General features: G+C 64.6%; 12 protein-coding genes and 1 tRNA gene. 4 read left to right on the forward strand and 9 right to left on the reverse strand.

The window, feature by feature from the left end:
- The 6 genes from P0D96_RS28835 to P0D96_RS28860 form a co-directional block, all read right to left on the reverse strand.
- Window positions 1-1212 carry a class I SAM-dependent methyltransferase gene (locus P0D96_RS28835; RefSeq protein ID WP_408316833.1) on the reverse strand — a complete coding sequence of 404 codons (1212 nt, stop codon included), beginning with the start codon at window positions 1210-1212 and terminating at the stop codon, window positions 1-3.
- A 12-nt stretch (window positions 1213-1224) separates the two neighbouring features.
- Window positions 1225-2088 (reverse strand): DUF1365 domain-containing protein, encoded by an 864-nt coding sequence (locus tag P0D96_RS28840; protein ID WP_408316835.1) that lies wholly within the window; start codon window positions 2086-2088, stop codon window positions 1225-1227.
- A complete protein-coding gene (locus P0D96_RS28845; RefSeq protein ID WP_408316837.1) occupies window positions 2085-3386 on the reverse strand; it encodes an NAD(P)/FAD-dependent oxidoreductase in 1302 nt (433 codons plus the stop codon). Before P0D96_RS28845 ends, P0D96_RS28840 begins: the two co-directional genes overlap by 4 nt.
- A 390-nt stretch (window positions 3387-3776) precedes the next feature.
- Window positions 3777-3866 (reverse strand) — tRNA-Ser (locus tag P0D96_RS28850).
- Between the two features lie 173 nt (window positions 3867-4039).
- Window positions 4040-5335, reverse strand: coding sequence for a serine--tRNA ligase (gene serS, locus P0D96_RS28855; protein WP_408290921.1), 1296 nt, complete (start codon window positions 5333-5335; stop codon window positions 4040-4042).
- Window positions 5336-5438: 103 nt separating this feature from the next.
- Entirely contained in the window at window positions 5439-6752 is a 1314-nt protein-coding gene (locus P0D96_RS28860; protein ID WP_408180675.1) for a replication-associated recombination protein A, read from the reverse strand.
- Window positions 6753-7044: 292 nt separating this feature from the next.
- On the opposite strand from P0D96_RS28860, the gene cytX reads away from it, so the two are divergent.
- The gene (gene cytX / locus P0D96_RS28865) at window positions 7045-8361 is read left to right on the forward strand and encodes a putative hydroxymethylpyrimidine transporter CytX (protein WP_132375646.1); all 1317 of its coding nucleotides are present in this window, start codon (window positions 7045-7047) and stop codon (window positions 8359-8361) included.
- A gap of 79 nt (window positions 8362-8440) precedes the next feature.
- Here cytX and speB read toward each other — a convergent pair whose 3' ends face one another.
- Entirely contained in the window at window positions 8441-9430 is a 990-nt protein-coding gene (gene speB, locus P0D96_RS28870; RefSeq protein ID WP_012432090.1) for an agmatinase, read from the reverse strand.
- A gap of 170 nt (window positions 9431-9600) precedes the next feature.
- On the opposite strand from speB, the gene P0D96_RS28875 reads away from it, so the two are divergent.
- A complete protein-coding gene (locus P0D96_RS28875; RefSeq protein ID WP_132375648.1) occupies window positions 9601-10521 on the forward strand; it encodes a LysR family transcriptional regulator in 921 nt (306 codons plus the stop codon).
- A gap of 76 nt (window positions 10522-10597) precedes the next feature.
- On the opposite strand, the gene lolA is transcribed toward P0D96_RS28875, so the two are convergent.
- Together lolA and P0D96_RS28885 are read right to left on the reverse strand one after the other, a co-directional pair.
- The gene (lolA, locus tag P0D96_RS28880) at window positions 10598-11332 is read right to left on the reverse strand and encodes an outer membrane lipoprotein chaperone LolA (protein ID WP_408316839.1); all 735 of its coding nucleotides are present in this window, start codon (window positions 11330-11332) and stop codon (window positions 10598-10600) included.
- 301 nt (window positions 11333-11633) lie between these two features.
- A complete protein-coding gene (locus tag P0D96_RS28885) occupies window positions 11634-13946 on the reverse strand; it encodes a DNA translocase FtsK (protein WP_408316841.1) in 2313 nt (770 codons plus the stop codon).
- A gap of 334 nt (window positions 13947-14280) precedes the next feature.
- Here P0D96_RS28885 and trxB point away from each other — a divergent pair, with 334 nt between their 5' ends.
- Together trxB and P0D96_RS28895 are read left to right on the forward strand one after the other, a co-directional pair.
- Window positions 14281-15282: a thioredoxin-disulfide reductase gene (trxB, locus tag P0D96_RS28890; RefSeq protein WP_132375654.1), complete on the forward strand. Its 1002-nt coding sequence runs from the start codon at window positions 14281-14283 to the stop codon at window positions 15280-15282.
- A 182-nt stretch (window positions 15283-15464) separates the two neighbouring features.
- A complete protein-coding gene (locus tag P0D96_RS28895) occupies window positions 15465-16223 on the forward strand; it encodes a Smr/MutS family protein (RefSeq protein ID WP_132375655.1) in 759 nt (252 codons plus the stop codon).

The following is a 16223-nucleotide window of genomic DNA, read 5'->3' on the forward strand; positions in this document are numbered from 1 at the left end:
TCAGTCGGCCTTCAAGAGCACGAACTGCATCACGTCCGTGCGCCCTTCGTCGAAGCCGGCTTCGCAATACGCCAGATATAGGCGCCACGTGCGCACGAAAATCTCGTCGAAGCCTTGTGTGCGGATCGTGTCGAGTTGCGCTTCGAACGCGCTGCGCCAGCGGCGCAAGGTCTCCCCATAATCGCGGCCAAAAGAGAGCGACGTGCGCGTCACGAGCTTGCAACGCCGCGCGGCTTCCGTGAAACGCTGCGGACTCGGCAACATGCCGCCTGGGAAGATGAACTCGCGGATAAAGTCGCTCGTCGCTCGATAAGCGGCAAAATGCGAGTCGTCGATCGTGATGGTTTGCACCAGCGCGCGAGCGCCCGGCCGCAGACGTTCGCGCAGAATGCGAAAGTACGCCGGCCAGAATTTTTCGCCGACGGCCTCGAACATTTCGATCGATACGATGCTGTCGTACTGACCGGTCAAGCCGCGGTAGTCGCGCAATTCGAGTTGCACGCGATCGCTCAGGCCTGCTTCGTTCACGCGCTGCTGCGCGAATTCGAGTTGTGCCGGCGAGATCGTCACGCCATGCACGTGGATGCCCAGACGCGCCGCGTGCATCGCAAACCCGCCCCACCCGCAGCCGATTTCCAGAATGCGCATGCCTTCGCGCAAACCGAGCGTATCGACGATCCGTTGATACTTCGCACGCTGCGCGTCTTCGAGTGATTGATGGACATTGCCGTCGAACACCGCGCTCGAATAGGTGAAGCTCGCGTCGAGCCACTGCGCGTAAAACGCGTTGCCGATGTCGTAATGCGCGTGAATATTGCGCCGGCTGCCCGAACGCGTGTTCGGCCTCAGCTTATGGCGCAGCCCATACCAGAGTTGCGCGAGCCAGCCGCCATACACCGTGCGTTGCAGCGCACGCTCGTTGCGGATCGCGACGCGCAGCAGCGCGGCCAGGTCGGGCGTATCGACCCAGAAGGCGCGCCACGCGTCCGCGAAACCAATGTCGCCTTTGCGCAGAATCGCGCCGCACGCGCGCCAGTCACGCAACTCCAGGCGCGCGCCGGGCGCCGCGTGCGGATCGCCGAACACGCGCTGTTGACCGTCGGGCGTGATCAGGACCAGATGCCCCACCTGGACCCGTTCGAGCAACGAGAGAAAGAGACGGCCTGACGCGGGGGCGGTTTGGTGCCCGCTCAGGGTTCTTGAAAGCGCCATGGCTGAATCTCCTCAATCGGACGAAATGGGGCGCGCGGCGGCGGATGGTCGGCCGGCTGCGGCGTGGTCGGTGGGCGCGTCGCCGGTGCGGGCCGGCGCGGGATGCTTGCCGTGAAACGGCACTTTCTTGAGAGCAAGGCGCAAGGCCTGCCAGTGAATTCTCGCGATGACACCAACGGTCAGCAGCGGCTGACGCAGCAGCGCGGCGAGCGCGCTCGCGCCTGTTAGCGGCGTCAGGCGGCCGCCCAGTGCGGTGCGGATCAACAGACCGTCGGCGTCGTGATAATCGATCGAGACCGACGCGCTGTTGGAAGCTTCCCTCACGCGAAAGGTGTAGCCGCCTTCCACACGGCAAAACGGCGACACGTGCAGCACTTTGCGGCACATGAGCCGCGTATTCGCGGCGATCGGCGCGTTGCCGTTTGCGCTGAGCAGATAGCTGTGGCGCTCGCCGAATGTGTTGCGCACTTCGGCAAGCAGCGCGCGCAACCGGCCGTCGCGGTCGTGACAGAACCAGAAACTGACCGGATTGAACGCGTAGCCGAACACGCGTGGGAAAGCTTGCAACCAGATCCGGCCGTTCGCTTCTTCGACGCCCGCGGCCGATAGTTGCTCGCGCATCCAGGTGGCGAGGTCGCGGCCGTCGCGCGGACCGTGGTCGCGCCGGTACAGGCTGAGCGGCCGCCATCGGTCGATGCCGAACCAGCCGCTATCGAGCGAGGCCAGTCGATCCAGGTCGCAGCGCACGTAAAACACCGGATACGTGAAGCGATGATGTTTTGGCCGCAGTCGCTCGTGCATCACCTTGCCGGTCAGAAGCCAGGCTGCCGGAATCGAGGCGGCAATGTCGCTATCGCTGTCGCTCGGCGGTTTCATAGCCTGGCCCACGGCGGCGATGCGTCGAAATCGGCGGCAACGCGCAGCGCCGATTTCAGACCGTCCTCGTGAAAACCATAGCCCGTCCATGCGCCCGCGAACCACGTACGGCGCTTGCCCTGCAGTGAAGGCAGACGATGCTGCGCGTCGATCGCGGCCAGATCGAACAGCGGATGGTCGTAGACGAAGCGGCGCAGTTCGGTGCCCGGCGCCGGCTGGGTCACCGGATTGAGCGTGACGACGAGCGGCGTCCTGAATGGCAGCGGCTGCAACTGATTAACCAGATAACTGACGCACACCGGATGCATGCCGTCGATACTGCGGCTGCCCAGGTAATTCCACGCCGACCATACGCGCTGACGACGCGGCAGCAGGTTCGTGTCCGTGTGCAGTACCGCGACGTTCGGTTGATAGCGCACCGCCGCGAGCACGCCGCGCTCGTCCTGATCGGCGTCTTCCAGCAACCGCAGTGTGGTCGGCGCGTGAGTGGCGAGCACCAGCGCGTCGAAGCGTTCCGTGCCGTTCTCCGTGAACACGTCGACACCGTCCGCGTCGCGCCGCACGGCGTGGACTGCCGTGCCGATGCGAACGTCGTCGAGCGTGCTCGTAAGGCGCTGTACGTACTCCCGACCGCCGCCGACCACGGTCTTCCACTGCGGCCGGCGATTCACCTGCAGCAGCGCGTGGTTCAGGCAGAAGCGCAAGAAGGTGGTGGCCGGGAACGCGAGGATGTCGGCGGTGGCACTCGACCAGATCGCGGCGGCCATCGGCAGCAGATATTGACGCTGGAACGCGCCGCCGTAGCCGCCTTCGGTCAGTAGTTCGCCCATCGACGCGCGCGTTTGAATCGCCAGTTCGAGGTTGCGTTGCGCGCTGCCGTTAAAACGCATGATGTCGCGCAGCATGCCGATGAAGGTCGGCGACAACAGGTTGCGGCGCTGCGCGAACACCGTGTTCAGACTGGTGCCGGCCCATTCGAGGCGGCCTTCGTCGAGCGAGACCGAGAAGGTCATGTCGCTCGGATGCGATTGCACGCCCAGTTCGGCGAACAGCGCGATCAGGTTCGGATAGGTGCGGTCGTTGAACACCAGGAAGCCGGTGTCGACGGGGTGCGTGTGGCCGTCGAGCGTGACGTCCACCGTGTTGGTATGGCCGCCCAGGTAGCCGGCCGATTCGAATAGCGTGACCCGATGATTGCGCGCCAGCAGATACGCACTGGCCAGACCCGAAATGCCGGCGCCGATGACCGCGACCCGCGAGCCGCGCGGTAGTGGTGAGGTCGGTGCGGAATGGGGCATGGGCGCGTCTCCTGGTCGGGGCGCGCGGTTGGTCAGTCGGGTGTGGCGGGGTTGCGCGTCCTTGAGGGGATTTACGCAGCGAGGAAGGGAATGGATGCGTTTAGCCGCGATTGCGGAGTCGATTCAGTTTGGCGGCCGGTCTGCGGACGACAATGGACAGTGAGTCGTTGCGACGCGATTCGGAGCGATGGGCGGAGATCGATGTGGAGTTGTATCGCGGAATGTTGACGTGGCGCTCGATCGCGCGGCGACCGCGAGACGAAGCTGATGCGGTAGCAGTGGGTGCTCTCGCTGCGGTCAACGGCTCGATACATTGATCGGTTGCCACGAGAATTGTCGAACGCGTCAAGCAGAAACGAAAACAGGCCCCGAAGGGCCTGTTTTCTGAATTGGCGGAAAGGGTGAGATTCGAACTCACGGTACCCCTAAAGGTACACTGGATTTCGAGTCCAGCGCATTCGACCACTCTGCCACCTTTCCGGGTCTTCTTACTCACAGCGACGAGGTTGCTTAGATCACTGCAGAGTCAGATCCAAGCGGGTCGTTGCTTGGGAGAAAAAGATTATAAAACAGCTGAATTCGATTTCCAAGCCCCTCGACAAAAATTTTTCGAAGAGGCTTGGAAACGACAACAGCGACCCGCTGCGCTCCAATCAGGCAGCCGGCAATTCCAGCCGCTCCACACCGCCGAGGTACGGACGCAACGCCGCCGGCACGGTGACCGAACCATCGGCGTTCTGGAAGTTCTCGAGCACCGCCACGAGCGTACGGCCCACGGCCAGACCCGAACCGTTCAGCGTGTGCACCAGCTCCGGCTTGCCCTGCGCATTGCGATAACGCGCCTGCATGCGGCGAGCCTGGAACGACTCCGTGTTCGAGCAGCTCGAAATTTCGCGATACGTGTTTTGCGCCGGCACCCACACTTCCAGGTCGTACGTCTTGGCCGCCGAGAAACCCATATCGCCCGTGCACAGCGTGATCACACGGTACGGCAGCTCCAGCTTCTGCAGAATCGTCTCAGCGTGGCCGACCATCTCTTCCAGCGCGTCGTAAGACGCTTCCGGCGCGACGATCTGCACCATCTCGACCTTGTCGAACTGATGCTGGCGGATCAGACCGCGCGTGTCGCGGCCATACGAGCCCGCTTCCGAGCGGAAGCACGGCGAATGCGCGGTCAGCTTGACCGGCAGCGCGTCCGCTTCGAGGATGCTGTCGCGCACCGTGTTCGTCAGCGAAATTTCCGAGGTGGAGATCAGATACTGCGTAACCGTGTTCTCTTCACCGCCCTTCTCGACGCGGAACATGTCATCGGCGAATTTAGGCAATTGGCCGGTGCCGTACAGAATTTCCGGATTCACGATGTACGGCGTGTAGATCTCCGTATAGCCATGCTGCTGCGTGTGCGTGTCGATCATGAACTGCGCGAGCGCGCGATGCAGCCGCGCAATCTGGCCGCGCAGCATGGTGAAGCGCGCGCCCGAGAGCTTCGCGCCGGTCTCGAAGTCGAGCCCGAGCGGCGCGCCGACATCGACGTGATCCTTCACCTCGAAGTCGAACTGGCGCGGCGTGCCCCAGCGGCGCACTTCGACGTTGCCGGTTTCGTCATCGCCCATCGGCACGCTTTCGTGCGGCAGGTTCGGCACGCCGAGCAGCAGGTCCGACAGACGCTTCTGGATCTCGTCCAGCTTGGCCGCCGACGCCTTCATTTCGTCGCCGATGCCGCCCACTTCGGCCATCACCGCCGACGTGTCCTCGCCCTTGCCTTTCATCGCGCCGATCTGCTTCGACAGGCTGTTGCGGCGCGCCTGCATCTCTTCGGTACGGGTCTGGGTATCGCGGCGTTCCGCTTCGAGCGCGGTGAAGGCCGCCACGTCGAGGGTATAGCCGCGGTCGGCGAGGCGTTTGGCGACGCCGTCGAGGTCTTTGCGCAGCAGCTGTATGTCGAGCATGGGATGGGGCGGGTGTTCGTTGTATGAAGGTGGGATTTTAGCGCACCGGCGCGGGCGGCCGGTGCGTTAGATGGTGAACGCGTGCGGATGCCGCCGCAAACCCTCACCCCTTCTTCGGCTTGTTCTCGCTGCGCCACTGCGCGTCGAGCTCCGCCAGACGCGCCATCTTGTCGCCGATCTTGCCTTCGAGCCCGCGCGGCGTCGGCTCGTACCAATGCGGATCGCGCATGTTCTCCGGCAGGTACGTCTCGCCGGCCGCGTAGGCATCGGGTTCGTCGTGCGCGTAGCGATACTCGTGACCGTAGCCGAGTTCCTTCATCAGTTTGGTCGGCGCGTTGCGCAAATGCACCGGCACGCCGCGCGACTGATCCTTGCTCACGAAGCGGCGCGCCTCGTTATACGCGTTGTACCCGGCGTTCGATTTCGGCGCGACCGCCAGATAGATGATCGCCTGCGCCAGCGCCAGCTCGCCCTCGGGCGTGCCGAGGCGCTCATAGGTTTCGGCGGCGTCGAGCGCGATGCGCGCGGCGCGCGGATCGGCGAGGCCGATGTCTTCCCAAGCCATGCGCACGATGCGGCGCGCCAGATAACGCGGGTCCGCGCCGCCGTCGAGCATGCGGCAGAACCAGTACAGCGCACCGTCCGGGCTGCTGCCGCGCACCGATTTATGCAGCGCGCTGATCTGGTCGTAGAATGCGTCGCCGCCCTTGTCGAAGCGGCGCAGATTTTCGGCGAGCGCGCTGCCGAGCAAGGCGCCGTCGATCTCGGTGGTCTTTTGCTGCGAGGCCGCCCGGGCGACGATTTCGAGGTTGTTCAACAGCTTGCGGCCGTCGCCGTCGGCGGAACCGATCAGGGCGTCGCGGGCTTCGTCGGTGAACGTGAGGCCGCCGAGTTCCTGCTGCGCGCGTTCGAGCAACTCGCGCTGCTCTTCGTCGTTCAGGCTTTTCAGCACATAGACGGCCGCACGCGAGAGCAATGCGCTATTCACCTCGAACGACGGATTCTCGGTCGTCGCGCCGACGAACACGAACAGCCCCGACTCGACGTGCGGCAAGAACGCATCTTGCTGGCTCTTGTTGAAGCGATGCACTTCGTCGACGAACACGAGCGTCTGATGCCCGTTCGCGCGATGAATCTGCGCGGTCTCGACCGCCTCGCGGATGTCCTTCACGCCCGAGAGCACCGCGGACAGCGCGATGAACTCGGCATGAAATGCATCGGCCATGAGCCGGGCAAGCGTGGTTTTCCCGACGCCGGGCGGTCCCCAGAGGATCATCGAATGGGCCTCGCCGGATTCGAAGGCGACCCGCAGCGGCTTGTTCGGGCCGAGCAGGTGCTTCTGGCCGATCACTTCGTCGATATTGCGGGGCCGCAGGCGTTCGGCGAGCGGAACATTGGCACGGGTTTCTTCAAACATGACGTTTTGGGGATAATCTCGGCTTTTCCGGACGCAGTCCGTGTGAAGGCGGCGTACTGCCGGTGAGCCACGCCAGCACGCGAAAGTGCGGGCAACGTCCTGCATTATGACAGTGACGGCGCCCGGACGAAGACCGCGCGGCGCGCCGGGAGGACTTGGGCGGCCGGGCCGGGCGGAAATCCGTCAGCGAATGACGCAACCCGATAAGCAACCGCGGATATAACAGCAAACGCAACCGCCGACCCAACTTCACAGGTAAGTTTGCAAGCAACACCAACAGGGACAAGAACAGATGGCACAAGATCCACTCGCCGGCGACGCCGGTTCCACCTACGCACCGCTCACGCCGGTGCCCGACGCGCGCCGCGCATTCCGCACCGGCGACGCGTTCGCGCTCTGGTTTTCGCTCGGCATCGGCCTCCTGGTCGCGCAAGCGGGCGCGTTGCTGGTGCCAGGATTGTCGCTGCCGCATGCGTTGCTGGCCATCGTGATCGGCAGCGTGATCGGCGTGGTGCTGCTGGCGCTGGCCGGCGTCATCGGCACGGATACGGGGCTCGCGGCGATGTCGTCGCTGCGGCCGACGCTCGGCGTGCGCGGCGCTTCCGTGCCAGCCGTGCTGAACGCGGTGCAACTGGTCGGCTGGGGCTCGTTCGAGGTGATCGTGATGCGCGACTCCGCCGACGCCCTCGCCAAACAGGCCTTCGGCCTCTCCATGCCGCTCATCTGGACGGTGATCTTCGGCTTGCTCGCGACGCTGCTGGCGATCAGCGGCCCGCTGTCGTTCGTGCGGCGCTTTCTGCGCACGTGGGGCATCTGGCTGCTGCTCGCGGGCGCGGCCTGGCTCACGTGGAATCTGCTCGCCAAGCACGATCTGGCTGCGCTGATGCAGCGTCCGGGCACGGGTGAGATGTCGTTCGGCGGCGCGATCGATCTGGTGGTGGCCATGCCGCTGTCGTGGCTGCCGCTGATCGCCGACTACACGCGCTTCGGACGGCGGCCCGGCGAAACCTTCCGTGGCACGCTGCTCGGCTACGGCATCGCCAACATCTGGTTTTACGCGCTCGGCGCGATCTACGGCCTCGCGGCAGGCGGCGGCGACGCTCTGCTCACGGGCGCGCTGGCGCAAGCCGGCGGCGGCCTCGCCTTGCTGTTGATCCTGATCGACGAAGTCGACAACGCCTTTGCCGATATCCATTCGGCCGCGGTGTCGACCGGCACGGTCTGGGCGCGCGGCAGCGTGCCTCTGTTGTCGGCGGCGTTCGGCGCGTTGTGCACGCTGATCGCCGTGGCCGTGCCGATGGCGAAGTATCAGAACTTCCTGCTGCTGATCGGCTCGGTGTTCGCGCCGCTGTTCGGTGTGGTGCTGGTGGATCACTTCATCGTGCGCAAGCGCCGCATCGAAGCCGCCGCGCTCGCCGACGTGCGCGGCCGTTACGGCTTCTCGGGCGGCTGGCATCTGAGCGCGTTCCTCGCGTGGGCCATTGGCATCGTCGCGTATCAGGCGATCAACCAATGGCTGCCGAATCTCGGCGCGACGCTGCCCGCGCTGGTGATCGGCGCGGCGTGCTATCTGGTGTTCGTGTCGACGCGCAAGACGGCGTATGCCTGAGTCTTGAGCGAGCGTCACGCGACCCCAGAAATGCGAAAAGGCCTGCAAATGCAGGCCTTTTCTTATCACGCAAGTCGCTTCAGCGCGTGGACGCCCGATACTCGACGCCCGGCAGCACGCACAGCAATTCGAACGCCAGATTCGCGCCAAGCAGCGCGGTCGTGCCGAACGGATCGTACGGCGGCGCGACCTCGACCAGATCGCAGCCGACGATGTTCAGTCCACGCGAGCCGCGAATGATTTCCAGCGCCTGCGGCACCGTCAGGCCGGCGATTTCCGGCGTGCCCGTACCCGGCGCAAAGGCCGGATCGATGCCGTCGATGTCGAACGTGATGTACACCGGACCGTCGCCCATACGCTCGCGAATACGCGCCATCAACGGCACGAGCGACTGGTTCCAGCACGCCTCGGCCTGCACCACTTCGAAGCCCTGATCGCGGCACCAGTCGAAGTCTTCCGCCGCGTAGCCCGTACCGCGCAAACCGATCTGCACGACACGATCGCAATCGAGCAAGCCCTCTTCCACCGCGCGCCGGAACGGCGTGCCGTGCGCGATCTTCTCGCCCATCATCGTGTCGTTGACGTCCGCGTGCGCATCCACGTGGATCAGGCCGACCTTGCCGTGCTTGCGATGAATCGCGCGCAGGATCGGCAGCGCGATGGTGTGATCGCCGCCGAGCGTGATCGGCTTGCAATCGTGCTGGAGAATTTCGTCGTACGCGGTTTCGATGCGCTTGATCGAATCGTGCAGGTTATACGGATTGATCGCGACGTCGCCGAGATCGGCCACGCGCAGCGAATCGAAGGGCGCCGCGCGCGTCGCCATGTTGTACGGACGCAGCAACACGGACTCGCTGCGGATCTGGCGCGGACCGAAGCGCGCGCCGGTTCGGTTCGAGGTGCCGAGGTCGAACGGCACGCCGACGAAGCAGGCGTCGAACCCTTCGGCCGAGCCGACGTTCGGCAGCCGCATCATCGTCGCGATGCCGCCGCAGCGGGGCATGGCGTTGCCGGACAGCGGCTGCGGCCGTTCGCCGGCTTCTGGGGAAATGAAGGAAGAGGTATTCATCGTGTCTCGGCAATGAAAAGGGGGCAGCAAGCAAAATCGTGCAGACCGGCCGAGGAGAAGCATCAAAACCGCACCTTGCCGGGCGAATCTCGATTCTTGAGCAGTTTTCGAGAAGTTAAAATACCGACGGAATAAACTTCACATTGATTCTCAGCGATGTATCCTGACCTATGTTCTCCCAACTCACCGATCTCGACCTGCGGCTGATCCGCGTATTTCTCGCCATTGTCGACGCGGGCGGCGTGTCGCCGGCCCAAGCGACCCTGAACGTCGGCCAGTCGACCATCAGCACGCAGCTTGCCACGCTGGAAACGCGCCTCGGCTACCGGTTGTGCGAGCGAGGCCGCGGCGGCTTCAGCCTGACCGCGCGCGGCGAGCAGTTCATCGACGCCGCCCGCGCTCTACTCTCAGCCGTCGACACCTTCGGCATGCAGGCGCGCAACGTCGGTCGCAAGCTCGTCGGCACACTCGATATCGGCATGATAGGCCACACGCCGGTGTCGGCGAGCGCGCGCATCAGCGACGCGATCGGCCGCTTCCGGGCGCGCGATCAGTCGGTGCGGTTTTCGATTCTGGTGCGCTCGCCGGGCGAACTCGAAGAGTTGCTGTTGAATGGGCGGATTCAGATCGGCATCGGCTATTTCTGGCATCGAGTGCCGTCGCTCGAATACACCGAGGTGTTCGCGGAAGATCAGTTCGCTTATTGCGCGAAAGGGCATCCGTTGTTCGCTCAAGCCGGCGAGGTGCCGCCTGCCGAGGCCGCGCAGCATGAATGGGCGTGGCGCAGTTATCCGCTGCCCGAAGCCGAGAGTTCGACCACGCCGCAGAACGTCACTGCCGTCGCCGACAACATGGAAGCGGTCGCGATGCTGGTGCTCTCCGGGCATCACCTCGGCTATCTGCCCGGGCATTTCGCGGCGCCGTTCGTCAAGCAAGGGCTGCTCGGCGCGCTGAATCCGGCGCAGATGCGTTACCGCGTCGCGTTCCACATGGTCACGCGGGCGCGGCAGCATCGCACGGATATCGTCGAAGCGTTCATCGACGACATGAAGGCCGCGCATCCGGTGCAGGTTCTGGAAGTGGACGAGTAAGTTAGAAAACGCGCGCAATAAAAAAGCCGCGCTTTCGGGCGCGGCTTTCTCTGCACTTCGTCTCGCCCAAGGCGGCTTATCCGTTGATCACGTCCGCGCCCTTCGGCACCGTGAACTTGAATGCATCGGCCGGCAGCGGCGGATTCTTCTGAATGTTCGAGAAGGTCAGCAACGTCACGTTGCCGAACACGTCGTGCAGTTCCATCGCTTCGAGATTGCCGTCCTTGAAGCCGATGCCGACGCGTTGGAATTGCGTGTCCTTCGCCTTCGGCGTCAGTTCGAGCCAGTCGATGCCGGCCTTCACGCCCGCATCACGCAGCGTGAAGTTCTTGTCCAGATCGTTGCTGCCGAACAGGATTGCCGCCGGGCTCGCGCCGAGCGCGCCGCCGAGGCTGCGCACCGTCACCTGATTCAAATCCTTGTCGTACACGTAGAGCTTGTCACCGTCCGCCTGCAGCAGTTGGGCATACGGCTTTTCGTATTGCCAGATGAATTTGCCGGGACGCGCGAACGTGAACGTGCCGCTCGACGTGCCGGTCTTGCCGGTACCCGTGGTCGACAACGTGCCGCTCGCACTTTGCGCCTTGCTCGGTGCCCGCACTTCCTGCTGCACGAAAGTGCCGCGCGCCGAATGCACTTGCGCGACGAACGCCTTCAGTTGCTCGGTGCCGCTCGCGAACGCCTGCGACGCGAACAGCACCGACGCGCCGATCGCCACGCTGCCCGCGCTACGCACGAGGGTGCGGGCAAGCTGACCGAAACGGCTGGATTGAGCATTCTCTCGAGCGTGCTGCTGCGCGAATAGCTGCATATAGTTTTCTCCCTTGATTGAATTCGTTGAGCGGCCGTGGTCGCGGGCGCACGGGCGATCCTTGTGTGCCCGCGGCGATGAGCGCCTGGCGCAAAGCCAGATGGCTTGCCCTCGGCCGGCCATGCTTACGTGTTACAGCAGCTTAGGCAATCAGCCTTAAACGAGCCTTAGAGAGTCGGCCGGCGCCTGAACGCCGTAGAAGCACGGCTTGCCGTCCGCTCCCCGCTGCAGTAACGCAGGCGCACAGCTTCGCAACCGGCGGCACACCGCCCGTCTCACCGCGGAACTGAGGCCCGTCGGCCTATTCCGCTTCCCGCGCCGGCGCAAGAATCTCGCGATTGCCGTTCGACGACATCGCCGACACCACGCCCGAGTTCTCCATCTGCTCGAGCAGGCGCGCCGCGCGGTTATAGCCGATGCGCAAATGCCGCTGCACCAGCGAGATCGACGCGCGACGGTTCTTCAGCACCACATCGACCGCCTGGTCGTATAACGGGTCCGACTCACCGTCGCCCGAGCCGGTTCCCCCGGCGCCCGCGGAGCCTTCGTCGCCCTCGCCCGTCACGCCGCCCTCGAGAATGCCTTCGATATAGTTCGGCTCGCCCTGTTCCTTGAGCTTGTCGACGACGCGGTGCACTTCCTCGTCCGACACGAACGCGCCGTGCACGCGCACCGGCAAGCCGCTGCCCGGCGGCAGATACAGCATGTCGCCCATGCCGAGCAGCGATTCCGCGCCCTGCTGGTCGAGAATCGTGCGCGAGTCGATCTTGGATGACACCTGGAAGGCCATCCGCGTCGGCACGTTGGCCTTGATGAGACCGGTGATCACGTCCACCGACGGACGCTGCGTGGCCAGAATCAGATGAATGCCAGCCGCGCGCGCCTTCTGCGCGATCCGCGCGATGAGCTCTTCGACCTTCTTGCCGACCACCATCATCAGGTCGGCCAGTTCGTCGATCACCACGACGATGTTCGGCAAGCGCGTGAGCGGCTCCGGATCGTCCGGTGTGAGGCTGAACGGATTCGGCAGCTTTTCTTCGCGTTTGGCGGCTTCGTCGATCTTGTTGTTGTAGCCGGCGAGGTTACGCACGCCGAGCTTGCTCATCAGCTTGTAGCGTCGCTCCATTTCGGCGACCGCCCAGTTCAGCGCGTGACCGGCCTGGCGCATGTCCGTGACTACCGGACACAGCAGATGCGGAATGCCTTCGTACACGCTCATTTCGAGCATCTTCGGATCGATCAGGATCATGCGGACCTGTTCGGCGCTCGCCTTATAGAGCAGCGACAGGATCATCGCGTTGATACCCACCGACTTGCCCGAACCCGTCGTACCCGCCACCAGCAAGTGCGGCATCTTCGCGAGGTCGGCGCACACCGGCTTGCCGCCGATGTCCTTGCCAAGGCCCATGGTCAACGGCGACGCGGCATCCGCATAAACCGCCGAGCCGAGAATCTCGGACAGGCTCACAGTCTGGCGACGCTGGTTCGGTAACTCCAGCGCCATGAAATTCTTGCCCGGAATGGTTTCGACCACGCGGATCGACACGAGCGACAGCGACCGCGCGAGGTCCTTGGCGAGGCCGACGATCTGGCTGCCCTTCACGCCCGTGGCCGGCTCGATTTCATAGCGCGTGACCACCGGCCCCGGATACGCTGCGACCACGCTCACTTCGACGCCGAAGTCCTTGAGCTTTTTCTCGATCAGACGTGAGGTAAATTCCAGCGTATCCGCCGAAATGGTTTCCTGCGCGACGGGCGCGGCGTCGAGCAGCGAAATGGGTGGCAAGGTGGAATCGCCCGGCAGGTCCGTGAACAGCGGCACTTGCCGCTCCTTCTCGACACGCTCCGATTTGGCCGGCGTGACGACTGGCGGCACGATCATGACCGGCTCGTGCTCCTCGATCCGCACGCGGCCCTTCTCGACGTTGCCCTCGCGCTTCACTGCAGCCGCCTCACCGAGCTTGCGGTCGCGGCCGGCCTCACGGCGCAGCTTGGCAAACGTCACCGCGGAAATGATCGATTCGCCGACCTTCTCCGACACTGACAGCCACGAAAAACGGAAATACAACGACAAACCGATGCCGAGCACGATCAGGAGCGCCAGCGTACCGCCCGTGAAACCCAGCGCATGCGACACACCGCGCGCGACCGCCTCGCCGATCACGCCGCCCGGCGCGCGCGGCAACTGCACTTTCAGCGACCACATGCGCAGCGCCTCGATGCCGTCGCAGGCCAGCAGCACGAGCATGAAGGCGAACGCGTCGGCGAGCCAGCTCTCACGCGGCAAGTCTTCCTGCTCTTCCTCGTGACGGGTAATGCGCTTGTAGTTTGCGGAGATATGGCGGCCGAGCAGCACGATCCACCAGTAGGCGGACAGGCCGAACAGCAGCAGCAGGATGTCGGACGTCCACGCGCCGACGCGGCCCGCCCAGTTGGCGATATGGTCGACCTGCGCGGCATGGGTCCAGCTCGGATCGCGCCGGCTGTAGCTGACGAGCGCCATGAGCAGGAAAACGCCGAGCGCCACCTGCAGGATCCAGCGGATTTCGGTGAAAAGGCGCGACATGCGGTGCGGCAATGCCTGCGCGCTCGCGGAATAGGGAGCTTTTGCCATTGATCCTGTTGCGTGTGTGCCCGATTCCCGGCCTGAGCCGTGGGGGAGCCTCGCCCAGCGCGGCTTCGGGCCCGATCCCGGCTTCCGGGAACTTCGATCCGGCCTATTGTAAACGCAGTGCCCCGCGCGAGGCTGTAAATGACGGTAACTTGGCCGTTTGGCCACAGAAAAGCGTTGCCGGGCGCGCCGCCGACGCTATCGGCGTGATCGGAAAGCTTCATGGAGCAGGCCGGCGCCCCGCCCTTTATAATGTCGCGCTGATACCCATCTACAGTTTCAGCTCAAGTCGCGCGGCCTCGCATGGGCGAGCCGGGCGCCGTAAAAGGATTTGATCATGCCCGCAACTTCCACGAAACACGCCAAGGTTCTGATTCTCGGTTCCGGTCCCGCCGGCTACACGGCCGCGGTCTACGCAGCGCGCGCCAATCTCGCGCCGGTGCTGGTCACGGGTCTGGCCCAAGGCGGCCAGCTCATGACCACGACCGACGTCGAAAACTGGCCCGCCGACGGCAACGGCGTGCAAGGCCCGGAACTGATGGCGCGCTTTCTGGAGCACGCCGAGCGCTTCAACACCGAAATCATTTTCGACCACATCCATACGGCCAAGCTGGATGAGAAGCCGATCCGCCTGATCGGCGACTCGGGCGAATACACCTGCGACTCGCTGATCATCTCGACCGGCGCATCGGCGCAATATCTTGGCCTGCCGTCGGAAGAAGCGTTCATGGGCAAAGGCGTGTCGGCCTGCGCCACCTGCGACGGCTTCTTCTACAAGCAACAACATGTGGCCGTGATCGGCGGCGGCAATACCGCGGTCGAGGAAGCCCTCTATTTGTCCGGCATCGCCAAGAAGGTGACGGTGATCCATCGCCGCGACAAGTTCCGCGCCGAGCCGATCCTGATCGACCGTCTGCTCGCGAAGGAAAAGGAAGGCCTGGTCGAGATCAAGTGGAACCACACGCTCGACGAAGTGACCGGCGACCAGTCCGGCGTGACCGGCCTGCGCATCAAGAACACGCAAACCGGCGCCACCGAAGACATCGCGCTGCAAGGTCTGTTCGTCGCGATCGGCCACAAGCCGAACACGGACATTTTCGCGGGCCAACTGGAGATGAAGAACGGCTACATCATCACCAAGGGCGGCCTGAACGGTTTTGCGACCGCGACCAGCGTGCCGGGCGTGTTCGCAGCGGGCGACGTGCAGGACCACGTGTACCGCCAGGCGATCACCAGCGCCGGCACGGGCTGTATGGCCGCGCTCGACGCGCAACGCTATCTGGAAACCATCGACGAGATGGTCGGCGAGCACGCCATGAGCCAGGAAGCCGAGCGTTAATCGGCCGCGCCGGTCTGCGAACCGGTCGGGAAAACTAGCGCAACGGTAAAATGGCGGCTGGGCATCGCCCGGCCGCCAGCTTGAAAGAAGGCCGCGGCTGCCAAGCCGGCGGCCTTTTTGCATTCCGGTCGCAAGAAAACGTCGCGTGACCGATCTACTTTTTCTGCGTGTATTACCCAAAAATGCCGAAGAACCAGCCCCATCCGAGCGAACCGAAGCGCGCGCGAGCCGTCGCGCGACCCGCGCCCGAACCGGCTGCACCCGCTGCCGAGCCGAAGCTCGATCCGGCGGCCGGTCTTGCCGGCCTCGGCGCGTTGCGCGACGCGCTCAAAGTCGACACGCAACGGCGTGAGCGTGAACGGGCGGCCGCCGCAGCCGCGCAGCGCGAAGCCTCGGCGGACGCCGATCTGTTTCGCCGCGAAATCGGAGCGGTCGCGCCGCTCGCCGTGCCGCCGCGCGCCACGCTGCCGCGCAATCCCCCGCCGCCGTTGCCGGTGCAGACCAAACTCGACGAAGAAGCCGTGCTGCACGAAGCGATCTCCGACGAGTTCGATCCCGAGATCCTGCTCGAAACCGACGAGACGCTGTCCTACTGCCGCCCCGGCGTGAGCCAGGAAGTGGTGCGCAAACTGCGGCGCGGCGACTGGATCGTGCAGGCGCAAATCGACCTGCACGGCATGCGGCGTGAAGAGGCGCGCGAGGCGCTGGCGGAATTCATCCGCGAGTCGGTGAAGCGCGGTTTGCGGTGTCTGCGCGTGATTCACGGCAAGGGTTTGGGATCGATCGGCAAGGAGCCGGTGTTGAAGGGCAAAGTACGCGCGTGGCTCGTGCAGAAGTCGGAGGTGATCGCGTTCTGCCAGGCGCGCCCCCATGACGGCGGCGCCGGCGCGGTGGTCGTGCTGTTGCAGCCGGGCGCGTCGCCGGCTCACGCCAGATCCTGA

It is taken from the genome of Paraburkholderia sp. RL17-347-BIC-D (genome assembly GCF_046027915.1).
Taxonomy (GTDB): domain Bacteria; phylum Pseudomonadota; class Gammaproteobacteria; order Burkholderiales; family Burkholderiaceae; genus Paraburkholderia.